Here is a 19,601-nt window from a genome sequence, read left to right on the forward strand (position 1 = left end):
CCACTATCTAAAAATTCTGAAGTTCTAAGATTTTGCCATCCAATTCGAGCATGCATTGTAGCTATCTCTGATAACTTACGCTGTTCCCAATCTTCTTCATACCCCTTAAATCGAATCTTTGGTTTACTCATCCATCTCACCTCCCCATCATTTCAATTAAGCTATTCAATGATGCCATTATCGTATCATCTTCTGCCGTCAGCTCTTTCATCTGTGCTACAAGCTCTCCCTGTACCTTTTCCAATTCATCATCAATGTTGTTCATGTCAGTTAGTACTGCATTGATATCTACATCAGGTTCTTTCTCAAATGTATCAACATATCTTGGAATATTCAGGTTAAAATCATTTTCTTCAATCTCTTCAAAACTTGCCAGATAGGACTGTTTTTCTACTTCTTCTCGTTTATGATACAGTTCTAATACTTCTTCAATATGTTCGTCTGTCATTTTATTTTGTTTTTTATCTTTTTCAAATTTCTTTGAAGCATCGATAAATAGGACATCTCTTCCTTCTCTATGTTTCTTTAACACAATAATACATGTTGGAATCGATGTATTATAAAACATATTGGCAGGTAATCCAATAACTGCATAAATATTTCCTGCTCGTAATAATTTCTCTCTGATTTTTCCTTCTGCGGCACCTCTAAATAAAACTCCGTGTGGCAATACGATCGCCATGGTTCCATTATTTTTCAAATGATACAGTCCATGTAGTAAAAATGCATAGTCTGCCTTTGATTTTGGTGCTAGTACACCATAATCACTAAATCTCTCATCTTGTAAAAATCCTTTTGCAGCACTCCATTTTGCGGAATATGGTGGATTCATTAATACCATATTGAAATCTGTTTCTTCATCTGTTGGCCAGTCGGCATCTAAAGTATCTCCATGGTGTAATTTCTGATTTGCTGGAACAACTCCGTGAAGGAACATATTCATTCTTGCCAGATTATATGTTGATGTATTTAATTCTTGTCCATAATATTTGATATATTCTGGATATTTCACATATTTTTTTGCATTTAGTAGCAGAGAACCAGATCCCATACATGGATCATAGATAGATAATCCTCTTTTATCTTCCTGTCCATTAATCGCAATCTTTGTCAGAATTTTAGATACTGGCTGTGGTGTATAGAATTCTCCTGCCTTTTTCCCAGTTTCAGAAGCGAACTGTCCAATTAAGAATTCATAAGCATTCCCCAGAATTTCTGCATCTGTATTTAATAGATCTGCTTTATCGATTTCTTTGATCAAACTTGCTACTGTATCACTCTGCTTTTGATCCCCTGTTCCTAAACGATTGGAATATAAATCAATGTCTGCAAATAAATCTGCAAAAATCTCATCACTTTGCTCGATATTATTAAATGCTTTCTGCAACTGTTCTCTATTGAATGAATTGTCATTTGCTGCCTGTGCAAAACTTGTATATGTAAGTTCTGGTTCAATTACATAATGAAACTCTGAACGAATTTCTTCTTTTAATTCTTCTCCACTTTCATCTTCTACTGCTTCTTTATACGCATCTAACGCAATCTTTAGTGTCTCTGGTTTCTCGTCGTAAATCAGATCATAAGCTTTAATCAGGAATGAATCTGACAGGTATTTGTAAAATACGATCCCAAGCAGATAATTTTTATATTCATTTGCATCCATTTTTGAGCGCAGGATATCTGCACCACTCCATAATACACTCATTAAGTCTTTATTATTCTCTAATTCCGCCACGTTTATACTCCTCTTCTCTATATAATTTTTATTCATTATAACATGTTTTCACTTACACTGTTTCACAGCGCAAGCTTTTGTATAATTCATTTTGTAAATTTAATTTTACGCTAAAATAAGTGAAATTTCATCATAAAACGTACTTTTGATTCATTTAAATTCAGATTTTTATCATTATTTCTGTTCTATAGATTTCTATTTTTATTCTTTTATCATCAAAGTTAGTACTTATATGCAAAATATATTTTGAAATATTGTTTTTCTTCTGTATAGTATCTTTTTTTATAACTAAATTAAACTAACTTGGGAACAGCGTAAGTTATCAGAGATAGCTACAATGCATGCTCGAATTGGATGGCAAAATCTTAGAACTTCAGAATTTTTAGATAGTGGTGATTACATGCTTATTACTGGAACAGATTTTGAGGATGGTACTATAAATTATTCAACATGCCATTATGTAGAAAAAGAACGTTATGAACAAGATAAAAATATTCAAATTCGAAATGGCAGTATTCTCATTACAAAGGATGGAACTTTAGGAAAAGTAGCATATGTTCAAGGCTTAACAATGCCAGCAACATTAAATGCCGGAGTGTTTAATGTTGAAATCAAAGATAAAAAAGAAACAGATGAAAAATATCTTTTTCAATATTTAAAGGCTCCATTTTTGATGGATTATGTAACTAGACATGCTACGGGAGGAACTATAAAACATTTAAATCAAAGTATATTGATAAATTTTCCTGTTTATATGCCAAAGAAAAGTGAACAAGAAAAAATAGGATTGTATTTAATGCAACTAGATTCATTAATCACTCTTCACCAGCGACAATATCAAAAATTATTTCAATAATGGCTGTTGCTAAATTACAACAGCCATTCGCATAACTTCCTTTACAATTCCAACATCTTACAAATTTCTTCTTTATCTGTCTTCGGATGTTCCTTGATTGCCTCATAAATTGGTTGAATCGTAATCACATTTTCTTCAACCTCGTCTACAATCTGATATAATTCCTTATTCTTTTTTATCTTCATTTGCATCTGAATTGATCAGATTTCTCATATTCTTTCTGGCTGTTACATCTCAATCATTGTAGCGTTCATTAAAGAATCCCAAATCTCCTCTCTGGTCTTCTCTGGATTTTCCTTTACGATATCATAGATTTTCTCAATCACATCTGCATCTTCTAACAAATCATCTGCTATCTTCGCTATAGAATCGCCATTTTCAATCTTTTTCTTTACCAGCGTTATTAATTTTAAAATTTCTCCCTGTTTTCTTCCTTCTTTTCTTCCTTCTCGTCTCCCACGATTTTCCGCGCTTCGCAACTGGCTTTCCTTATCCCTGATTGCCATTTGTTCTCTCAGATATAAATATCTTTCACTCTCATCTCGACTCATCTTAATCATTTCATCCCTCACCTTTTCCATGTAATGATTTCCTTCAAATACAATAATGCTATTAAAAATCCTTCTACAATTACTTTTTTGTAAAAAATTGTAATATCAAACTTGTAAAAAGACAGGAGCCAAATAAACTCCTGTCCTAACACACATCATTATATCCTACGCACTTTTATTTTTCCAGTTCTTCCGTCTCAATAATAAACTTCACACTACCCTTCGTTCCACTAGCCTTCTTCGTAAATGTCTGATAGTTTTCTCCTTCATCCATCACTGCATCAGCTCTGTCTAAGATATCTTTTGCATCATCATTGATCGTATTGACAAGTTTCTCAATACCGTCTTTTCTAAAGGTTAACATTCCTTTGTTCAAGGTAACAGCTCCATTTTTTAGAGTTGCAATTCCTGTTGTCATCTGTCCCATTCCATTATCCAGTGTTTTGGCACCTTTGCTTAACTTCTTCGCTCCATTTGCTGCTGTTTTTGTTCCACTGTTTAACGTCTTGGCTCCTTTATCTAATTTCTTGATGGAAGATGCCAGTGTCTTAGATGATGCCTTTAACTGCCCAGTTCCTTCCGCGATCTGTTTTAATGCAGATTCTAACTGTGCTGTGGATATCTTTGTCTTTGTTAGCAGATTTTGAATCTGGGTTAAGCATCCTGATACGATCTGAAGGTCTGTCTGTGTTTCTTGCAAGCTTGTTCCGATAGATCCTGCGTAGGTTCCTAAATTCTTTGCCTGACCTCCTACGGATTGTGCATAACCGCCTAAGTTTTCTACATCTGTCTTTAAAGAACCTGCAATCGTTGTAAGCTGTGCTTTCTGCTCATCTGTAAGAGAACTATAATTATTCTTAATAAATTCTCCAATTGCTCCTGCCTGATTTCCAACATCTGTTGCTGATGCTCCAATAGACTCTGCTAATGCACCTAATGTCTTCGCTGACACACCAACACTTTCTGTCTGTGTCTTAATATTCATTAATTCTTTTGTGATTCCTGTCTGTGCACTCTGTAAGTTAGACTGTAATTTTTCCTGATCACTTTCGCTTGGTGTACTATTCTGCAGTTCTTTGAGAATCTGTCTCACTCCATTATCTAACTTCTCTGTAGATGATGGTAAAGCACTGGTTCCTTTCGCTAACTGACTGGTTCCATTCTTTAATGTTGTAGATCCATTGACCAGTTTGTCAAGTCCTGTTGCTAACTGTTTGGAACTGACTGCAATCTGTTTTGTTCCTGATTTTAATTTTCCAGAGGCTGTGACTAATTTCTCAATTCCTTTAACTAATTCCCCAGAACCATCACATAACTTATCTGTTGCATTTTCAAGGTCCTTTAAGGAATCCGTCAGTTCACTTAAATCTCCTGCATCATCTAAGCCGAATTCGGATAGTGTATCAGAATTAGCAACTGTCGCTGTGACTGTCATCTGGAAGTCTTCTACATCAGCTGTGATCTCGAAATCTTCTGGAATATCGAAGTTTGACCCAATACTTGTATTCTTAAGGTTTAAGCTGTCTGCTAATCCTGGCATTGCAACTCCAATAACGATATGTTTGTTACCATCAGAGATAACTTTTCCGTTTGTTGCTTTGACATTAGAGAAGTTATCTGTATTTAAGATCGCTGCTGTGATCATTGTAAATGGTGTATAGATCGTTGTCTGTTTTCCATTGATCGTCTTTGTCACTTCGGAATGGTTTTCATATTCATAATGTATCTTTACTTTTCCAGATTTACCGATCAGATCTTTTGGTTTGATTTCTTTTCCGTCCAGATAATATGTGACTTTCATAGATACTGGCAGATTCTTATCACTACTTCCCTGATAGTAAATATCATTTCCGTTGGCATTCCATGTAATGTTATGTTTCTTTCCTTGTTGGTATGTTTCGTTTCCTTTGACATTCTCAACATCTGTAAGGTCAGTGGCATCTTTGATCTTTGCTTCTCCTGAGAAGTTCTTTAACCAGTCACTGACGATCACTGTTTTTTCTTCTCCATTTGCATCTGTTTTTACATAGACTGTTTCTTCTTTATCTGCAGTGGACTCGCTAGCTGCTACCGGAACTGCTGCCGGGATTGTAAGAGCTGCCGCAAGGAACATTGCTAATGCTTTTGATAATCTTTTTTTTCTCATAACAATCGCTCTCCTATTCTAAATGCCCCATTTTGAGGGTTGTTTTACAAATTAATTTGTCAAATATCATAAACATTGCCGGCAGAATAAAGATTACGGCAACGGTACTGATCACGGCTCCTCGTGCAAGTAATGTACAGATTGCACTGATCATATCGATGTTTGAATAAATCGCAATACCGATCGTTGCTGCGAAGAAACTTAATCCACTGGTGATGATAGACTGCATGGATGTTTCATGCGCAATACGGATCGCTTCCATTTTCTTCTTGCCATTCATACGTTCCTTCTGGTAACGGCTTGTCATCAAGATTGCATAGTCAACCGTTGCTCCTAACTGGATCGTTCCAATAACGATACTTGCAACGAACGGCAGTGATAATCCCGTGTAATATGGAACCGCCATATTAACACAGATTGCAAATTCGATCACGGCAACCAAAATTACTGGTAAGGAAATGGATTTAAATACGATCAGGATGATCACAAAGATTGCCGCGATCGAAGCAATATTTACATTTCTAAGGTCAACATTGGTGACAGTCTCCAAATCGTTCATCAATGGTGCTTCCCCAATAACCATTGATCCTGGACTGTATTTCTTCACAATCTTGTTGATCTGATCAATCTGTTTATTAACCTGTTCGGTTGCTGATTTGTAATTGGAACAGATAAACTGCATCTCATATTCATCACTTTGTAACATCTCTTTCATAGAAGACGGGATCATATCAGATGGAATACTTGAACCGATCACAGAGTTCATTCCGAGACACCATTCAACGCCATCGACTTTATCGATCTCTTTCTGCATACTGCTTAATTCCTTCTGGCTCATACCGTTCTTGATCATGACCATATGAATGTTACTCATTCCAAATTCATCACTTAACTTCTTATTTGCCACATTACTTGGCAAACTCTGTGGAAGTGATTTATCAATATTATAGTAGATCTCTGTATGATTATTTCCATAGATTGCTGGGAAAATCATAATCAAAAATACGACGATCGTTGCTTTATAATGCTTTGTAATAAAATGTGATGCATTCGTTAAATCTGGCATCAAAGAACGATGGTGTGTCTTCTCGATCAATTTATCACAGATCAGTATCAGTGATGGTAAAACAGTCACACAACAGATAACTCCGATGATAACACCTTTCGCCATAACAATACCTAAGTTAGCTCCTAATGCAAATGTCATAAAGCACAATGCAAAGAATCCAGCAACCGTTGTAACAGAACTTCCTGTGATAGACTTAAATGTATTGGAAATTGCATGTGCCATGGCACGTTCTTTATCATTTTCAAATCTGATCTTATTACTCTCATAGCTATGAAGTAGAAAAATCGAGTAATCCATCGTAACTCCCAACTGCAAGATCGCAGTCAATGCCATTGTAAGATAAGACACATCACTTAGGAAAATATTTGTTCCTAGATTATAAAGGATCGCCATTCCGATACTTAACAGGAATAAAAAAGCAACCGCAAAGGATTCCATCGTAACAAATAATACGATCAGTGAAAGTACTGCTGCGATCGTAACGTAAATTGGAATCTCCTGCATAACCAGGTTCTTGATATCTGTAACTACCCCGGACATACCACTGATAAAACACTGTTTTCCAACAATCTTACGCATCTGCGTGACTGCTTCCATCGTGTTATCAGATGATGTCGTTTCTTTAAACATTGCGATCATCATGGTTGCGTTCTTATTAAAGAATACTTTCCTTACTTTCTCAGGAAGCATTTCTTTTGGAACGCTTAGATCTGCGATATCATCATACCAGATGATCTTGTCAACGTGATCGACTTTCTCTAGTTTCTGTTTTAGCTTCTGTACGTCATGAAGATTCATATCTTCAACGATGATCATCGAATAAGCTCCGGCCCCAAACTGATCTACCATGATATCTTGCCCCTTCACCGTCTCTAATGAGTCTGGAAGATAACTTAAAATGTCATAATTGATCCTTGTCTTCACGATTCCGATCGTTGATGGAATCAGTAAAATGAAAGCCAGGAAGACGATGAATTTTCGATGATGTACTAACTTCTTTGCAAATTGTATCATAGCATCCTCCCATTTCTAATTCTGACGAATAGTCATTTTCAACCTATCTATGTTATACGCCAAAAATGACCAAAAGTCAATAAAATTGATAAATCTTTTTGACTTTTGGTCATTTTTTAGTTATACTAGAGAAAATGAGAGGAGAGATCGCCATGAAAAAGGTCGAATTAAATAAAAAGAAAAAACAAGATGCCCTTTTAAATACAGCTTATCATCTGTTTACAGAGAAGGGATTTCAAAAGACCTCCATCTCCGATATCGTAAATGAAGCGGGTGTTGCAAAAGGTACTTTTTATTTGTACTTTAAAGATAAACTAGATATCCGCTATAAACTGATTGCAAAGAAATCAGCGGAAGTTTTTAAACATGCTTATCAGGAACTTCAAAAACAGTCTATTGATAACTTTGAAGATAAACTAATCTTTATTGTTGATCAGGTCATTGAATCATTGAATGACAGTCCTACACTTTTAAAACTGATCTCTAAGCATCTAAGCTGGGGAATGTTTAAGAACTCTTTAGTAGAACCAATTGATGATGCCCAACGAAATATTTACGATATATATATGGATCTTTTGAAAAATTCCGGTTATGAATTTGATCATCCAGAGGTTATGATCTATATGATCATCGAGATAGTTGCTGGTTCATGTTATAATGTAATCTTAACAAAGGAACCCGTACCAATTGATGAATTAAAGCCTTATTTATATCAGTCAATTCGGTTGATCATTAAAAATCATATTATTTCATAGCATCATTTTTAACCTTTTGAGAATACCACAGATTGAGCATTCATCTGTGGTATTCTCTTTGTTTATGAAGTTTTAATGGCATTATCCTATGTAATCTATAATGATCTTCGCTGCTTTTTCTATTCCAGTTCTTGCAGAATTGATCATCAGATCATAATTACCTGGATCTCCCCATTTTTGTTTTGTGTAATAGTTATGATAAGAAGATCTCTCCCAGTCTGTCTGCTTGATCATCTTCTTGGCCTGTCGTTCACTGACTCCTTCTGTCTCTACTAACCGTTTGATACGATCTTTTACTGGACTGTGGATAAAGAAGCTGTAGCAGTTTTCATGGTCTTTCAAAACCACATCTGCGCATCTTCCAACAAAGATACAAGAATCATGTTCTGATGCTAATTCATGAATCACCTTTGCCTGAATCATAAATAGTTTCTCTGGTGTCATGATCTCTTCCGTTTCAACACCTGGGAATCTATGTCCGATCGGTACGTTTAATATGTGACTGTAAGTTGCACTTTCTTCGTGGTTCTTTACAAATTCTTCAGACATATCACTTTCTTTGGCAACACGGGAGAGAATTTCTTTGTCATAGAATGGAATTCCTAATTTCTCTGACAGAAGTTCTCCTACTGCCCTTCCACCACTTCCGTATTCTCTGGAAATGCATATGATCGTATTTTTCTTCATATGTAACACCCCTTTTCTTTTAATCCTTGGTGTCTCAAGTACTGTTTTCCTTTTAATACAATTTTATCACATATGATGAAAATTTACTATCTATACTATCTTATTTTTATCCAACTATTAATTCTGCTTCCTTACGATCGCATACTCATCATCCATCTGGAAATAAGGGCAATCCCAGTCGCTGTAACTCATGAATCTTGCCATTTCATCTTCATCTAAATTAATGTCGCATACATAATATTCATAATCTTCGTCATATACATAATTACTGCAGTATTCACATCCTGCACTTTTTTTCTTTGCCATATTTGTTTCCTTTCTTCGTATTTCTTCTATATCTAATCTAATACTTTTATTCTTCCGTGTCCAATTTAATACTTTTCAAAATCTCTGCAAATTCCAATAAAGATTTGCATTTTCCAAACAGCAATGCATCTACTTTGCTTGTATCCTGTACGATATCTGGGATCATCACTGGATTCATTCCTGCCCCGTATGCAGATCTGATTCCATTGATTGCATCTTCTAATGCGATTGCATCCTTTGGATCTACTTTTAGCTGTCTGCATGATTCTACATAAATATCCGGTTCAGGTTTTCCATGTTCGATCATCTCTCCTGTTATGATAGAATCAAAATAGTGCGTAATCTGTTCTCGTTCAAAATTATCGAGTGCATGTTCTCTTGTTGAAGATGTTGCTACTCCAATTTTTAAATTCTTTTCTTTTAACACTTCCAAAATCTCATGCAGTCCTTTTTTGGCTGGTGTTCCGTCTTTTGCCAGATCATAATATGCCTTTCTGTATGTCTGTAAAAATTCATCAAATGGAAAATCATTTCCGTAATGTTCAAGAAAATATTTCTTTCGGTTCGTAAGATTGGTTCCTAATGTATTTACTATATTATACCCTAATGGTCCGTATCCAAGTTTCTCTCCTGCGATATCCCAAGATTTCTGTACGTAGTGTTCGCTGTCAAACATTAAGCCATCCATATCAAAGACAACTGCTTTGATCGTTTTTAACTTTTCAAGATCCATCGTTTCATTTCCGCCTTTCTGTCTGGTCATTTTCTTATGATACCACGGATTTTGTTAGATTTCATCTTGTTTACAAAAATATATCAGACTGTTATCATTATTTTGCAGAAATAAAATTTTCTGCTTTATCTTAAAGGAGGAATTATTTATGAAATCATCATCAGATTTAAGATCTATGTTAAAAAATATCGACCGGAAAGGATATCCGGCATATAAAGGAACTTATGGAATTTATGATTTTGGAAATTATTATTTATCGATCGATCATGTACAGGGGGATCCTTTTGCATCACCATCGAAATTAAGTATTGAAGTTAAAGGGAAAAAAGCTGGATTCCCTGCTGAATTTTATAATGCAAAATACAAACGCATTGCTCTTTGCGATCACCTGACTCGTCTGTTTTATAATGCTTTATCCAAAATATCTTTTCGTGCAAAAGGTTCTGGAAAAAGTGGGTTATTTTCTATCAGCAAATGTGGGCAGGAAGTTTTGGAACGAACTGCCTGTACGATCAATCCTTCAAATGGAGATATTTCTATTCATTTTGAAGTCGGTTTCCCTGCAAATGGTCGAACTGTCAATGGACGTGAATTATCTAAAATGTTATTTGACCTTCTGCCTTCCTGTGCAATCTCTTCATTGTTTTATAAAAATATAGATCAAAAAGCCTTGAAATCTGCGATTGATCTATCTGAAGATCAATATAATATCCGAACAAAACTAGATTCTATGGGACTTGTTGCATTTATTGCAGATGGTTCTATTTTGCCAAGAGAAAGCGGAGTTTCACAAAGGCCTATGAAACATTGCGTTGCTTTTAAATCTCCTGACAGTTATCGTGTATCCTTTGATCTTCCACATCATGGGAAAATTACTGGTATGGGAATTCCAAAGGGTATTACTTTAATCGTTGGTGGAGGTTATCATGGAAAATCAACGTTACTGAAAGCTTTAGAACTTGGTGTCTATGGCCACATCAAAGGAGATGGCCGTGAATTTGTGATCACTGATCCTACCGCCATGAAAATACGTGCCGAAGATGGCCGAAGCATTACAAATACGGATATTTCCATGTTTATCAACAACCTTCCAAACGGAAAAGATACGATATCTTTCTGTACCGAAGATGCCAGTGGAAGTACCTCTCAGGCTGCAAATGTAGTGGAAGCGATCGAAACTGGTTCTTCTTTATTTTTAATTGATGAAGATACAAGTGCTACTAACTTTATGATCCGTGATGAATTGATGCAACGAGTGATTCTTCGTGATCAGGAACCGATCACTCCATTTATTGAACGTGTCAGAGAATTATATGAACGATATGGTATTTCCTCTATTATTGTAGCTGGAAGCTGCGGTTCTTATTTCCACCCAGCAGATCATATTATCCAGATGGATCAGTATATGCCAAAAGATATTACAATGATTGCAAAAGAAGCAGCCAAGGATTTCCCTATAGTATCACTTCCTGAAAACAAACATCCTGATCCTTGTTTTGACCGATGTTTTAAAGCTGGAAATGATCTGAAAAAAGATCGGAGAATTAAAGTGAAAACTCTTGGAAAGGATGCCTTTTCTATTAATAAAGAAACTGTAGATCTTCGTTATGTGGAACAGATTGTTGACAGTGAGCAGACTGCTGCTCTGTCTTATGCTTTGTTATATGCGAAATTGCATTTAATGGATGGAACAAAGAATCTTCGCCAGATTATTGATGAATTGATGAAATTAATTGATACGAAAGGCTTAGCTGCTTTGCTTAATTGTAAATATGTCAATACAAACCTTGCTGTGGTTCGGAAACAAGAGATTATGGCTGCAATTAACAGGTATCGTAAATTGTGATTTGTAGGTAGTTTGATAAGCTGAAGTTATCGAAACCACTAGAGATGTGTATGTTAAACGGTATTGGCTAATAATTTTTGTATTCGCTGACAAAAGATTTTCTTTCTTACGAGGACCTCCTTGAGACTGGTAGCTTCTTTTTTATGTCGTTATCATCATGGAGGTTTTTATCAGTCTATTTATGAAATATCTTGGCTACAAACCTATGGAAAAACTGACTCTTTTGGATGCCAGAACATTTATCCTGGATAAACGCCGCTGTGGTATCTCTGCTTCAACCTGTAACTTTTATAATTCATCCATTGCTTTTTTATACAAATATGTCTTGCACATCCCATGGGATCAGAATCTTGTTCCAAGAATGAAGCGGGATACCAGACTTCCTCAGCTTCTTTCGATGAAACTGTGCCGGAAACTTTTAAACTGCAGACAGTATATTTCGAAGCTTCGGGGACAATATATGGCGAATGATTGAACCCCCATACAATATTATTTTCCATACACACCACCGCAAATTAAAATTTCAGCCACAATTTCATATGCAGAATCCTGCAAATGTATCCCATCAACTGTATACTCTCTAGACAGCTGTCCATCTGCTCCTATCAAATGACTAAATACATCTATATAATTAAAATCGTTTTCCTTGCATAATTTTTTAATCCAGGTATTGATCTTTTGTATCTCTTCATTCGATTTTCCTTCTGCCCACGATGGCATCAGACCGATTCTTTTTGTATATGCCGGATACATGGATTCGATATAAATTTTTGTATCTGGTAGTTGTTTTCTGATTCTAAGTGCCAATCTGATCAATCGTTCGGCTAATGGTTTTGCTCCTGGATACAATGACATTAGGAAATCGTTGGCTCCTCCTTGCATGATGATAATGTCTGGATGATATGGATAAACGTCATAAGATAATCTAGCTCCCATTTCTGCAATTGTGTCTCCTGCAACTCCACTGTTGATAATATCTGCATCGATATCTTTTAATTTATCCATTGGAAAATAATCTGTTAAAGAATCTCCAAACATAACGATTGTTTTTTTCTTATCTTTCATTGTCTACTCCAATATCTTATCTTTAAATTGCTGTTTTTCTTTCATAGAAATATGTAATCCATTTTTGATAAATTGATTGATCGAACCATGATCTTCTTTCATTGTTTTCAGTGCTGCGTTTAAAAACTCTTCTTTTGCCACGAAATAGCCTTCTAATTTTTCAATCTTTTCTTGATGAAATCCTGCCACGTGCAATTTTTTCCGTATTTTTTCGACTCGTCTTATGGCTGCTTTATTTGTTTTTAAGTAATCTTCCATGACATCCTCTTCCGATACATCTAATAAAAATAAAATGATTGCAGAAAGCAAACCACAGCGATCCTTTCCTTCTGTACAGTGCCATAAAACAGATCCATTTTCTGTAGTCATAACCTCTCTTACTGCCTTTGTGATCTGCTGATTGCAGAATTTATTTTGAATCATCATAATATAGATGTCTTTCATATCTGGAAATTCTTGCATATGCAACATCTGTTTTTTAGTTTCTTTTTCACGGCTTACCCCAACCATACTTTCCATAAAAAATGGAATATTCATATAACTTGCTTCTGGTATTTCAAGGTCCGCTTCCTGCTCTACTTCCATTGGTGTCCGTAGATCTAAGATTTTATGTAAATGATATTCATTTGACAAAAGATTCATATCATTTTGCGTAAGTTTCGATAAACGATTGCTGCGGATTAATTTTTTCTCCCGTATCACGGCGCCTTCTGTTGTTTTTAATCCGCCAAGATCTCTTGCATTATCCGCACCTTCCAGATGTATTTTCCCCATGATATCATCTCCATTTCTAGTTTTCATTCATTGTATCTTCTAGTGAAATTCCATCCGTGACATATGATTTTTCATGTTTTTGCTTGTCCAGATATTCTGTCCGGATCTGTGCTTTTGCTTCTTCGTAATCTCGTTTTAGTTCTCTTGCTGATAAAAGTCTGCATCCTTGTCCACGAATAATGATCTGTTCAAGTCCATCAGATGTTGCTACTGTCACATCATATTTTCTCCCGTGAGTATGGGCAAATTTCTCGATATACTGATCGGCAGTTTCTGCTTCTTTTGTGTAGACTACATGGATATTTAGATAATCTGTGATCTCTGTTTCATGACCTTTTACACGATATGCATCAAATACAACGATCAATTCCATACCTTTCATTCCCTGATAGTTACACATTTCATCAAGAAGTTTGCCTCTGGCTGCATCCACATTCGTATCTAATAATTCTTTGAGTTCATCCCACGCATAAATGACATTATATCCGTCAACCAATAAATATTTTTTCGACATATCTCGCTTCACAGAAGATTTTTCAGCGAATGAATGATAATCCTGTTCAATCCTTGCCGCCTTCTTTTTCTTCCATTTACTTTTATTGTGCTGATTTGCGTAAAATGTCTGCTCTAAGATTTTGTCAATCTCATCTGTATCGATCCATTCGTCTTCAATATATGCTCTTCTCTGAGCAATCTCGTCGAATTCTTCTTCCTCTGTTTCTTTAGCTAACACACTTTCTAAATGCATATGTTCTGGAACTTCATCCCACGAAACATTATAACCTGCCCCATGAGAGCAAAATACAGAGCCGCAAGGATTCTCAAGATCATGATCTGGATCGTAACCAGCTTCTTCTATGATTTCTTCTGCATTATGGCAGATATCATATCCATTTAATGTCGTAAATAATCTTCCCATTCCTTTGGAATATGCCAGTACTTCTTTTTGATATCCCTGCATGGTTGAAACTGGTGCTACCCCTTGTAATACCGCCATTTCTTTTGATGTATCCGGTGTTTCAAATGTTCCATGCATTTTTTCGATATCTGTCATGGCTCGTCCTACCATTTGCTGTGGAATCTCTAAGCGAAATTTATAATATGGCTCTAATAAAATGCTTTCTGCCATGCGAAGTCCCTGACGGACTGCACGATAGGTTGCCTGACGGAAATCACCACCTTCTGTATGTTTCTGGTGCGCTCGTCCTGCTGCCAGTGTAATCTTAATATCCGTAATCGGTGCTCCCGTTAAAACACCTCTGTGTTCTTTTTCTAATAAATGAGTCAGGATCAATCTCTGCCAGTTCTTATCCAGTATATCTTCACTGCACTGTGTATCAATGACAACTCCACTTCCTCTTTCTAAAGGTTCTAAAAGCAAATGTACTTCCGCATAATGTCTAAGTGGTTCAAAATGTCCAACACCTTCTACAGTATTTGCTATTGTTTCTTTGTATACAATATTCCCCTGTCCAAATTCGACATCGACATCAAAACGTTCTTTGATCAAACTTTTTAGAATCTCAATCTGGACTTCTCCCATGATCTGAACCTGAATTTCCTGTAATTCCTCATTCCAAATGATATGAAGTTCTGGTTCTTCTTCCTCTAGTTGTCGAAGTTTCGGCAGCATAACAGTCGCACTTGTCTGTTCTGGAAGGATCATCTGATAAGTAAGAACTGGTTCTAACACTGGCTCATAGCCACCCTGTTCGACTCCAAGGCACTGTCCTGGATAAGTGTCACTTAAGCCTGTCACCGCACAGATTCTTCCCGCTTCAAGTTCATTCACTGTCTCATATTTTTCTCCTGAATAAATACGGATCTGATTGATCTTCTCATCACTGCTTGTGATCACTGTTTTGACTTTCAAGTCTTTTCCGGTTACTTTTAAATGAGTCAGCCTGTTTCCTGACTCGTCTCTTGTGATCTTAAAAACACGTGCTCCAAATTGTTCTGGATATTCTTTTTCTTCCGTATAATATCCAAAATCATTTAAAAATTCTTCCACTCCCTGAAGTTTTAATGCTGATCCAAAGAAACAAGGAAAAATCTTACGTTCTGTGATCATTTTTCGAATCTGTTCATCCTCTATCTCTCCAGATTCTAAATACTGATCTAATAATTCTTCATCTTCCATCGCAACAGCTTCATAAAATTCATCACTGTTTTTCGTTCCAAAATCAATACATCCACTGCTTAAGCGTTCTTGTAATTCTTCTAATAAAGCGGTTTTGTCTGTTCCATTTTGATCCATCTTATTGATAAATAAAAATGTTGGGATCTCGTATCTCTTTAACAGGCTCCATAAAGTCAGTGTATGTCCCTGAACTCCATCTGCACCACTGATCACAAGAATCGCATAATCTAATACCTGTAATGTACGTTCCATTTCTGCTGAAAAATCCACATGTCCCGGTGTATCAAGCAATGTCAGATCCATGTCTTCCATAGATACTTCCGCCTGCTTCGAAAAAATGGTGATCCCTCTTGATCTTTCCAGTTCATAAGTATCTAAAAACGCATCTCCGTTATCTACTCGTCCAAATTTTCTTAAGTTACCTGCTGTATATAAAATTGCCTCGGAAAGCGTCGTCTTTCCGGCATCAACATGTGCCAGAATTCCGACACAGATGTGTTTTCTTTTTTCCATGATCATCTCATCCTTTTTTTATATCTATATCTAAGTATATCTGTTTCGATGAGAAAAGTCTAATATCTTATTTTCCAAAAGAAAAAGCAGAAAAACCTGATCATTTTTCTGCCTTTTCTTTATTATTTTTGATTCTTACTATATAAAAATGCTGCGATCCAAGAAGTTACTGGAACTGCCATGATCACACCAAGACTTGATGATAAACCCTGCATGATCTCGATTCCTACCGAATACATATTGATCACTTGCTGGTATTCATAATTGTATGCAAAAATAAATACTAATGTATTGATCGATCCCCCTGTAAAAGCAAGGATCAGTGTATTGGTCATCGTTCCCATCATATCTCTTCCGACATTCATTCCTGATTGAAACAATTCTTTTGTCATCATTTGTGGATTTTGTTCTTTTAATTCGTTTAATGTTGATGCAATCGACATTCCAACATCCATAACAGCGCCTAATGATGCGATTAAAATTCCTGCAAATAGGAGTTCTCCGATCTTTATATCCGTCATCTCTCCTACATAAACAAGATTTTCTATATCCGATACATTATATCCTGTGATTGATGTTACTTGTCCAAAGATTAATGCAAATGCTCCAGAAAACACCACCCCTATGACAGTTCCAAGCATTGCAGCTACTGATTTCTTCGTAATCCCATCGACCATGCACATCGTAACAATCGTTGTAAATGCAACCACCAGTACAGCTGCCAATATTGGCGATATTCCTTTATAGATCATTGGAAGGAAAATAAAAAAGATACAAAGCATTGTAAAGACCAAACTTAAGATTGATGAAATTCCTTTCCTTCCACCGACTGCAACCACGATTGCTACAAAAATGGCTGCCATCAGCCATACCATAGGACCTCTGTTTACACTATATACAGAAGCTACGAATTCTCCATTTGATTCATTCACGATCGCTATGACTTTCATTCCCTTTTTACATTTTGCACCAAATAAATAGCTCTGGGAACTTGTTGCCTCTATTGTTTTTCCTTTATGATCTCCAGATAAAAGTTTTAATTCTACGGTTTGTTTTCCACTTCCACTATTGGATAAATTTCCAGAGATCACTTTTGTTACTTCTGCTTTTTCAAAATTTCTTCCATCTGTATCAAGAAGTTTTGTCTTCTCAATTCCAGAAAATGAAAAAAACAGCAGAAGAAAGAGAATGCCTGCAATCAGCAGACACACTCTTTTCATCTGTTTTTGTTTCATTGTTATTTCACAGTTGCTTTCAGAACTTTACTGTAAGAACCGTAGATTTTCTTACCTTTGACTACTTTGTATGCACGAACCTTTACATAGCATTTCTTCTTTGATTTTAATGATTTGATCGTATAAGTAGTTTTTGTTGTATTTTTTACTTTTGCATTCTTAAAGTTCTTGTTTGCTGCATATTTAATCTCATATCCAGATACAGATGCTTTTTTGATCTTAACTGTTACTTTCTTTTTCCCAGCTTTCAGCGTTGCAGATGCTTTTGCTACTACAACTTTCTTTTCTAATGCTGCTTTTGCATTTGTCAGAGCTTTTAATGCATTTTCTACTTCACTTTTTGTTGCCTTTTTATCTGCTGCAACTTTCTTAGCTCCTGCAAGTGCCTGTTCAAAGACTCTGTAGCTTTGTGTTGTATATGTATTTTTCTGTTTTACAATACTTTCTGCTGCTTTAATTTCTTTATTGAGTGATGCTACATCTCCTTTGCTCTTTGTGATAGAAAATGTTTCGTCAATCTTTTCATCATTGTCTGTACGATATGTATTGATCGTTAAATTGTTTTCTGTCACGTCTACAACAGAATATGTTGGAACATCTTCTTGCCAGCGGTGTGCAATGTATGTCTGCTGTCTTGGTACCAGATCATAATACTTACTTCCTGAAGAAGAACCAGCTGTCATATAAAGGACACCTTCTGGATTGATCACAGAACTTCCTTGTTTTTTGACAGTTTCAATTGCTTTTTCATCCATGATACTCTTAAGGTATGATAAGTATTTCTGGTCTTTTTCATCTGTGCTGTCATTTTTGATATTTGCTGGTGCTACAGTTCTTGTTGTTGGATTTTCACCCGCATCCATATCTTTCTTTAATTCTGCATCAAACTCATCGTCTGTATAATCATTGGCTTTTGTTCCGCCTAATAACATTTTAGATCTGGAATATGCATGATCATGACCTGTTAATACCACGTCAACATCATTTTGTTCAAAAATCGGTGTTAACTGGTATCTTAAATTTGTGATCTCTGGCTCGTTGGAATGTTCTGCTGAACCATAGATATCCTGATGCAGTGTTACGATTCTCCATTTGCAGTCTTTATTTGCTGCAACTGTCTGCTCAATAAACTGTTCATGTTCTGCTACATTGGTATCTTGTGTATTTAACATGATAAATAAGGCATTTCCATATTTGAAATAATAATCTCCACCAACTACCTTATTACTCCCAAGCTCACTGGCATTGGTTCTGTTAAAATGATAGGTATAGTTTGCGTTATCTGCATCATGGTTACCTACCGTTGTCGCCACTGGAAGTGATTTTAATGCTTCCGGACTTAAATATCCAGTATATTCAATCTCACTTTTTGATGCATCTTTGTTTGGTGATTTTTTCTTTGTTGTCTGAATCTGGTCACCTGCAGATACGACAAAACTTAACTTGTTATCTGTCTTTTCTAATGCCGCATTTAAAGTGGATGACCAGTTAAACGCATCACTTTTTACTGCATTAGACTGTGCATCGTAAAATTCTTTACTGTCTTTTCCTTTTAATTCATTGGAAGATCCGATCTGTGGGTCTCCCACAAATGCAAATGAAAAGTCCTTTTTAGATTTCGTTGTATATGCAGCTGGTTTTGTATAGCCATTTCCGTTGTCATAACTATAATAGTATGTTTTATTTTCTTTTAATCCTGTTGCTGTTACTTTATTAGAATTATATGTTCCACCATTGCTGTCCTGCTCATCTTTTACTTCTGTTTGTTCTGCCTCGTATACTTTGGCATTTTTCATATTACGTCCTTCACCAATGATCAGTTTTGGAACATTACTATCTTTCTGATCTGGAGAAATTGCTTGTACTTTGGCTTCCACATCCGCATTTGAATTATTATCATTTGTCTGTTTTGGTGTGTACCATGCAAAATTCAGTTCTGTTGCATTACTTCCTGGTGATAATGAAATTTGTGTCCAGTCATTTTTTAAAGTTTCCCATTCTTTCTGCCAACGATTCCACTGCGTCGTTGTTCCCATTGTCTGTGCAATTTCTGCTGCGTTTGACTTGCCATCTGGAGCCGCACTTGCAAATACTGGAGCTGCATTTGCCGCAGAAAGTGTCAATGCTAATGCACTGATCATCATTTGTTTTCTCCAATTAGATTTCATATATACCT

At 35.9% G+C, this 19,601-nt stretch carries 17 protein-coding genes; 3 read left to right on the plus strand and 14 right to left on the minus strand.

Going from position 1 to position 19,601, the window contains the following annotated elements:
* Positions 1 to 136: 136 nt before the first annotated feature.
* Entirely contained in the window at positions 137 to 1,735 is a 1,599-nt protein-coding gene (locus tag OCV53_RS11730; protein ID WP_055198467.1) for a type I restriction-modification system subunit M, read from the minus strand.
* 292 nt (positions 1,736 to 2,027) lie between these two features.
* Here OCV53_RS11730 and OCV53_RS11735 point away from each other — a divergent pair, with 292 nt between their 5' ends.
* Positions 2,028 to 2,591, plus strand: a complete 564-nt coding sequence (locus tag OCV53_RS11735) for a restriction endonuclease subunit S (protein ID WP_262568807.1) — start codon at positions 2,028 to 2,030, stop codon at positions 2,589 to 2,591.
* Positions 2,592 to 2,632: 41 nt separating this feature from the next.
* On the opposite strand, the gene OCV53_RS11740 is transcribed toward OCV53_RS11735, so the two are convergent.
* The 4 genes from OCV53_RS11740 to OCV53_RS11755 all read right to left on the minus strand — a co-directional run bounded on the left by OCV53_RS11740 (position 2,633) and on the right by OCV53_RS11755 (position 7,371).
* Positions 2,633 to 2,776 (minus strand): hypothetical protein, encoded by a 144-nt coding sequence (locus OCV53_RS11740; protein ID WP_155492464.1) that lies wholly within the window; start codon positions 2,774 to 2,776, stop codon positions 2,633 to 2,635.
* Between the two features lie 42 nt (positions 2,777 to 2,818).
* Complete coding sequence (locus OCV53_RS11745; RefSeq protein WP_070097229.1) at positions 2,819 to 3,172, minus strand: hypothetical protein; 354 nt, start codon at positions 3,170 to 3,172, stop codon at positions 2,819 to 2,821.
* 145 nt (positions 3,173 to 3,317) lie between these two features.
* The gene (locus tag OCV53_RS11750) at positions 3,318 to 5,288 is read right to left on the minus strand and encodes a hypothetical protein (RefSeq protein ID WP_055198469.1); all 1,971 of its coding nucleotides are present in this window, start codon (positions 5,286 to 5,288) and stop codon (positions 3,318 to 3,320) included.
* A 13-nt stretch (positions 5,289 to 5,301) separates the two neighbouring features.
* Positions 5,302 to 7,371: an efflux RND transporter permease subunit gene (locus OCV53_RS11755; protein WP_055198471.1), complete on the minus strand. Its 2,070-nt coding sequence runs from the start codon at positions 7,369 to 7,371 to the stop codon at positions 5,302 to 5,304.
* Between the two features lie 152 nt (positions 7,372 to 7,523).
* Here OCV53_RS11755 and OCV53_RS11760 point away from each other — a divergent pair, with 152 nt between their 5' ends.
* Positions 7,524 to 8,126, plus strand: coding sequence for a TetR/AcrR family transcriptional regulator (locus OCV53_RS11760; RefSeq protein WP_022374196.1), 603 nt, complete (start codon positions 7,524 to 7,526; stop codon positions 8,124 to 8,126).
* An 81-nt stretch (positions 8,127 to 8,207) separates the two neighbouring features.
* On the opposite strand, the gene OCV53_RS11765 is transcribed toward OCV53_RS11760, so the two are convergent.
* From OCV53_RS11765 to OCV53_RS11775, 3 genes are all read right to left on the minus strand, one after another.
* On the minus strand, positions 8,208 to 8,813 hold the full coding sequence (locus tag OCV53_RS11765; RefSeq protein WP_022374195.1) for a cytidylate kinase-like family protein: 606 nt from the start codon (positions 8,811 to 8,813) through the stop codon (positions 8,208 to 8,210).
* Positions 8,814 to 8,930: 117 nt separating this feature from the next.
* Entirely contained in the window at positions 8,931 to 9,119 is a 189-nt protein-coding gene (locus OCV53_RS11770; RefSeq protein ID WP_008392367.1) for a DUF6472 family protein, read from the minus strand.
* A 46-nt stretch (positions 9,120 to 9,165) separates the two neighbouring features.
* Positions 9,166 to 9,882, minus strand: a complete 717-nt coding sequence (locus OCV53_RS11775; RefSeq protein ID WP_055198473.1) for an HAD family hydrolase — start codon at positions 9,880 to 9,882, stop codon at positions 9,166 to 9,168.
* Between the two features lie 118 nt (positions 9,883 to 10,000).
* On the opposite strand from OCV53_RS11775, the gene OCV53_RS11780 reads away from it, so the two are divergent.
* Entirely contained in the window at positions 10,001 to 11,698 is a 1,698-nt protein-coding gene (locus OCV53_RS11780) for an ABC-ATPase domain-containing protein (protein ID WP_055198475.1), read from the plus strand.
* Positions 11,699 to 11,937: 239 nt separating this feature from the next.
* On the opposite strand, the gene OCV53_RS11785 is transcribed toward OCV53_RS11780, so the two are convergent.
* The 6 genes from OCV53_RS11785 to OCV53_RS11810 all read right to left on the minus strand — a co-directional run bounded on the left by OCV53_RS11785 (position 11,938) and on the right by OCV53_RS11810 (position 19,593).
* Complete coding sequence (locus OCV53_RS11785; RefSeq protein WP_148368973.1) at positions 11,938 to 12,198, minus strand: hypothetical protein; 261 nt, start codon at positions 12,196 to 12,198, stop codon at positions 11,938 to 11,940.
* Positions 12,188 to 12,763: an SGNH/GDSL hydrolase family protein gene (locus OCV53_RS11790; protein WP_022374854.1), complete on the minus strand. Its 576-nt coding sequence runs from the start codon at positions 12,761 to 12,763 to the stop codon at positions 12,188 to 12,190. The genes OCV53_RS11785 and OCV53_RS11790 overlap by 11 nt, the downstream gene beginning before the upstream one ends.
* A gap of 3 nt (positions 12,764 to 12,766) precedes the next feature.
* Entirely contained in the window at positions 12,767 to 13,564 is a 798-nt protein-coding gene (locus OCV53_RS11795; RefSeq protein WP_242852167.1) for a tyrosine-protein phosphatase, read from the minus strand.
* Complete coding sequence (locus tag OCV53_RS11800) at positions 13,554 to 16,190, minus strand: translation factor GTPase family protein (RefSeq protein WP_022374856.1); 2,637 nt, start codon at positions 16,188 to 16,190, stop codon at positions 13,554 to 13,556. Before OCV53_RS11800 ends, OCV53_RS11795 begins: the two co-directional genes overlap by 11 nt.
* Before the next feature lie 122 nt (positions 16,191 to 16,312).
* Positions 16,313 to 17,425 carry a YibE/F family protein gene (locus OCV53_RS11805; protein WP_022374857.1) on the minus strand — a complete coding sequence of 371 codons (1,113 nt, stop codon included), beginning with the start codon at positions 17,423 to 17,425 and terminating at the stop codon, positions 16,313 to 16,315.
* Positions 17,426 to 17,427: 2 nt separating this feature from the next.
* On the minus strand, positions 17,428 to 19,593 hold the full coding sequence (locus OCV53_RS11810; RefSeq protein ID WP_055198479.1) for a purple acid phosphatase family protein: 2,166 nt from the start codon (positions 19,591 to 19,593) through the stop codon (positions 17,428 to 17,430).
* Positions 19,594 to 19,601 lie beyond the last annotated feature (8 nt).

The sequence above is a fragment of the Anaerostipes amylophilus genome, from assembly GCF_025567365.1.
Taxonomy (GTDB): Bacteria; Bacillota; Clostridia; order Lachnospirales; family Lachnospiraceae; genus Anaerostipes; species Anaerostipes amylophilus.

Bases quoted from the DNA above. Each gene is read 5' to 3' on its own strand.
- OCV53_RS11805 (WP_022374857.1), bottom strand. From the start codon at position 17,425: ATGAAACAAAAACAGATGAAAAGAGTGTGTCTGCTGATTGCAGGCATT.
- OCV53_RS11745 (WP_070097229.1), bottom strand. From the start codon at position 3,172: ATGGAAAAGGTGAGGGATGAAATGATTAAGATGAGTCGAGATGAGAGT.
- OCV53_RS11775 (WP_055198473.1), bottom strand. From the start codon at position 9,882: ATGACCAGACAGAAAGGCGGAAATGAAACGATGGATCTTGAAAAGTTA.
- OCV53_RS11750 (WP_055198469.1), bottom strand. From the start codon at position 5,288: ATGAGAAAAAAAAGATTATCAAAAGCATTAGCAATGTTCCTTGCGGCA.
- OCV53_RS11795 (WP_242852167.1), bottom strand. From the start codon at position 13,564: ATGAAAACTAGAAATGGAGATGATATCATGGGGAAAATACATCTGGAA.
- OCV53_RS11770 (WP_008392367.1), bottom strand. From the start codon at position 9,119: ATGGCAAAGAAAAAAAGTGCAGGATGTGAATACTGCAGTAATTATGTA.
- OCV53_RS11800 (WP_022374856.1), bottom strand. From the start codon at position 16,190: ATGGAAAAAAGAAAACACATCTGTGTCGGAATTCTGGCACATGTTGAT.
- OCV53_RS11765 (WP_022374195.1), bottom strand. From the start codon at position 8,813: ATGAAGAAAAATACGATCATATGCATTTCCAGAGAATACGGAAGTGGT.
- OCV53_RS11740 (WP_155492464.1), bottom strand. From the start codon at position 2,776: ATGAAGATAAAAAAGAATAAGGAATTATATCAGATTGTAGACGAGGTT.
- OCV53_RS11780 (WP_055198475.1), top strand. From the start codon at position 10,001: ATGAAATCATCATCAGATTTAAGATCTATGTTAAAAAATATCGACCGG.
- OCV53_RS11785 (WP_148368973.1), bottom strand. From the start codon at position 12,198: ATGGAAAATAATATTGTATGGGGGTTCAATCATTCGCCATATATTGTC.
- OCV53_RS11760 (WP_022374196.1), top strand. From the start codon at position 7,524: ATGAAAAAGGTCGAATTAAATAAAAAGAAAAAACAAGATGCCCTTTTA.
- OCV53_RS11755 (WP_055198471.1), bottom strand. From the start codon at position 7,371: ATGATACAATTTGCAAAGAAGTTAGTACATCATCGAAAATTCATCGTC.
- OCV53_RS11790 (WP_022374854.1), bottom strand. From the start codon at position 12,763: ATGAAAGATAAGAAAAAAACAATCGTTATGTTTGGAGATTCTTTAACA.
- OCV53_RS11810 (WP_055198479.1), bottom strand. From the start codon at position 19,593: ATGAAATCTAATTGGAGAAAACAAATGATGATCAGTGCATTAGCATTG.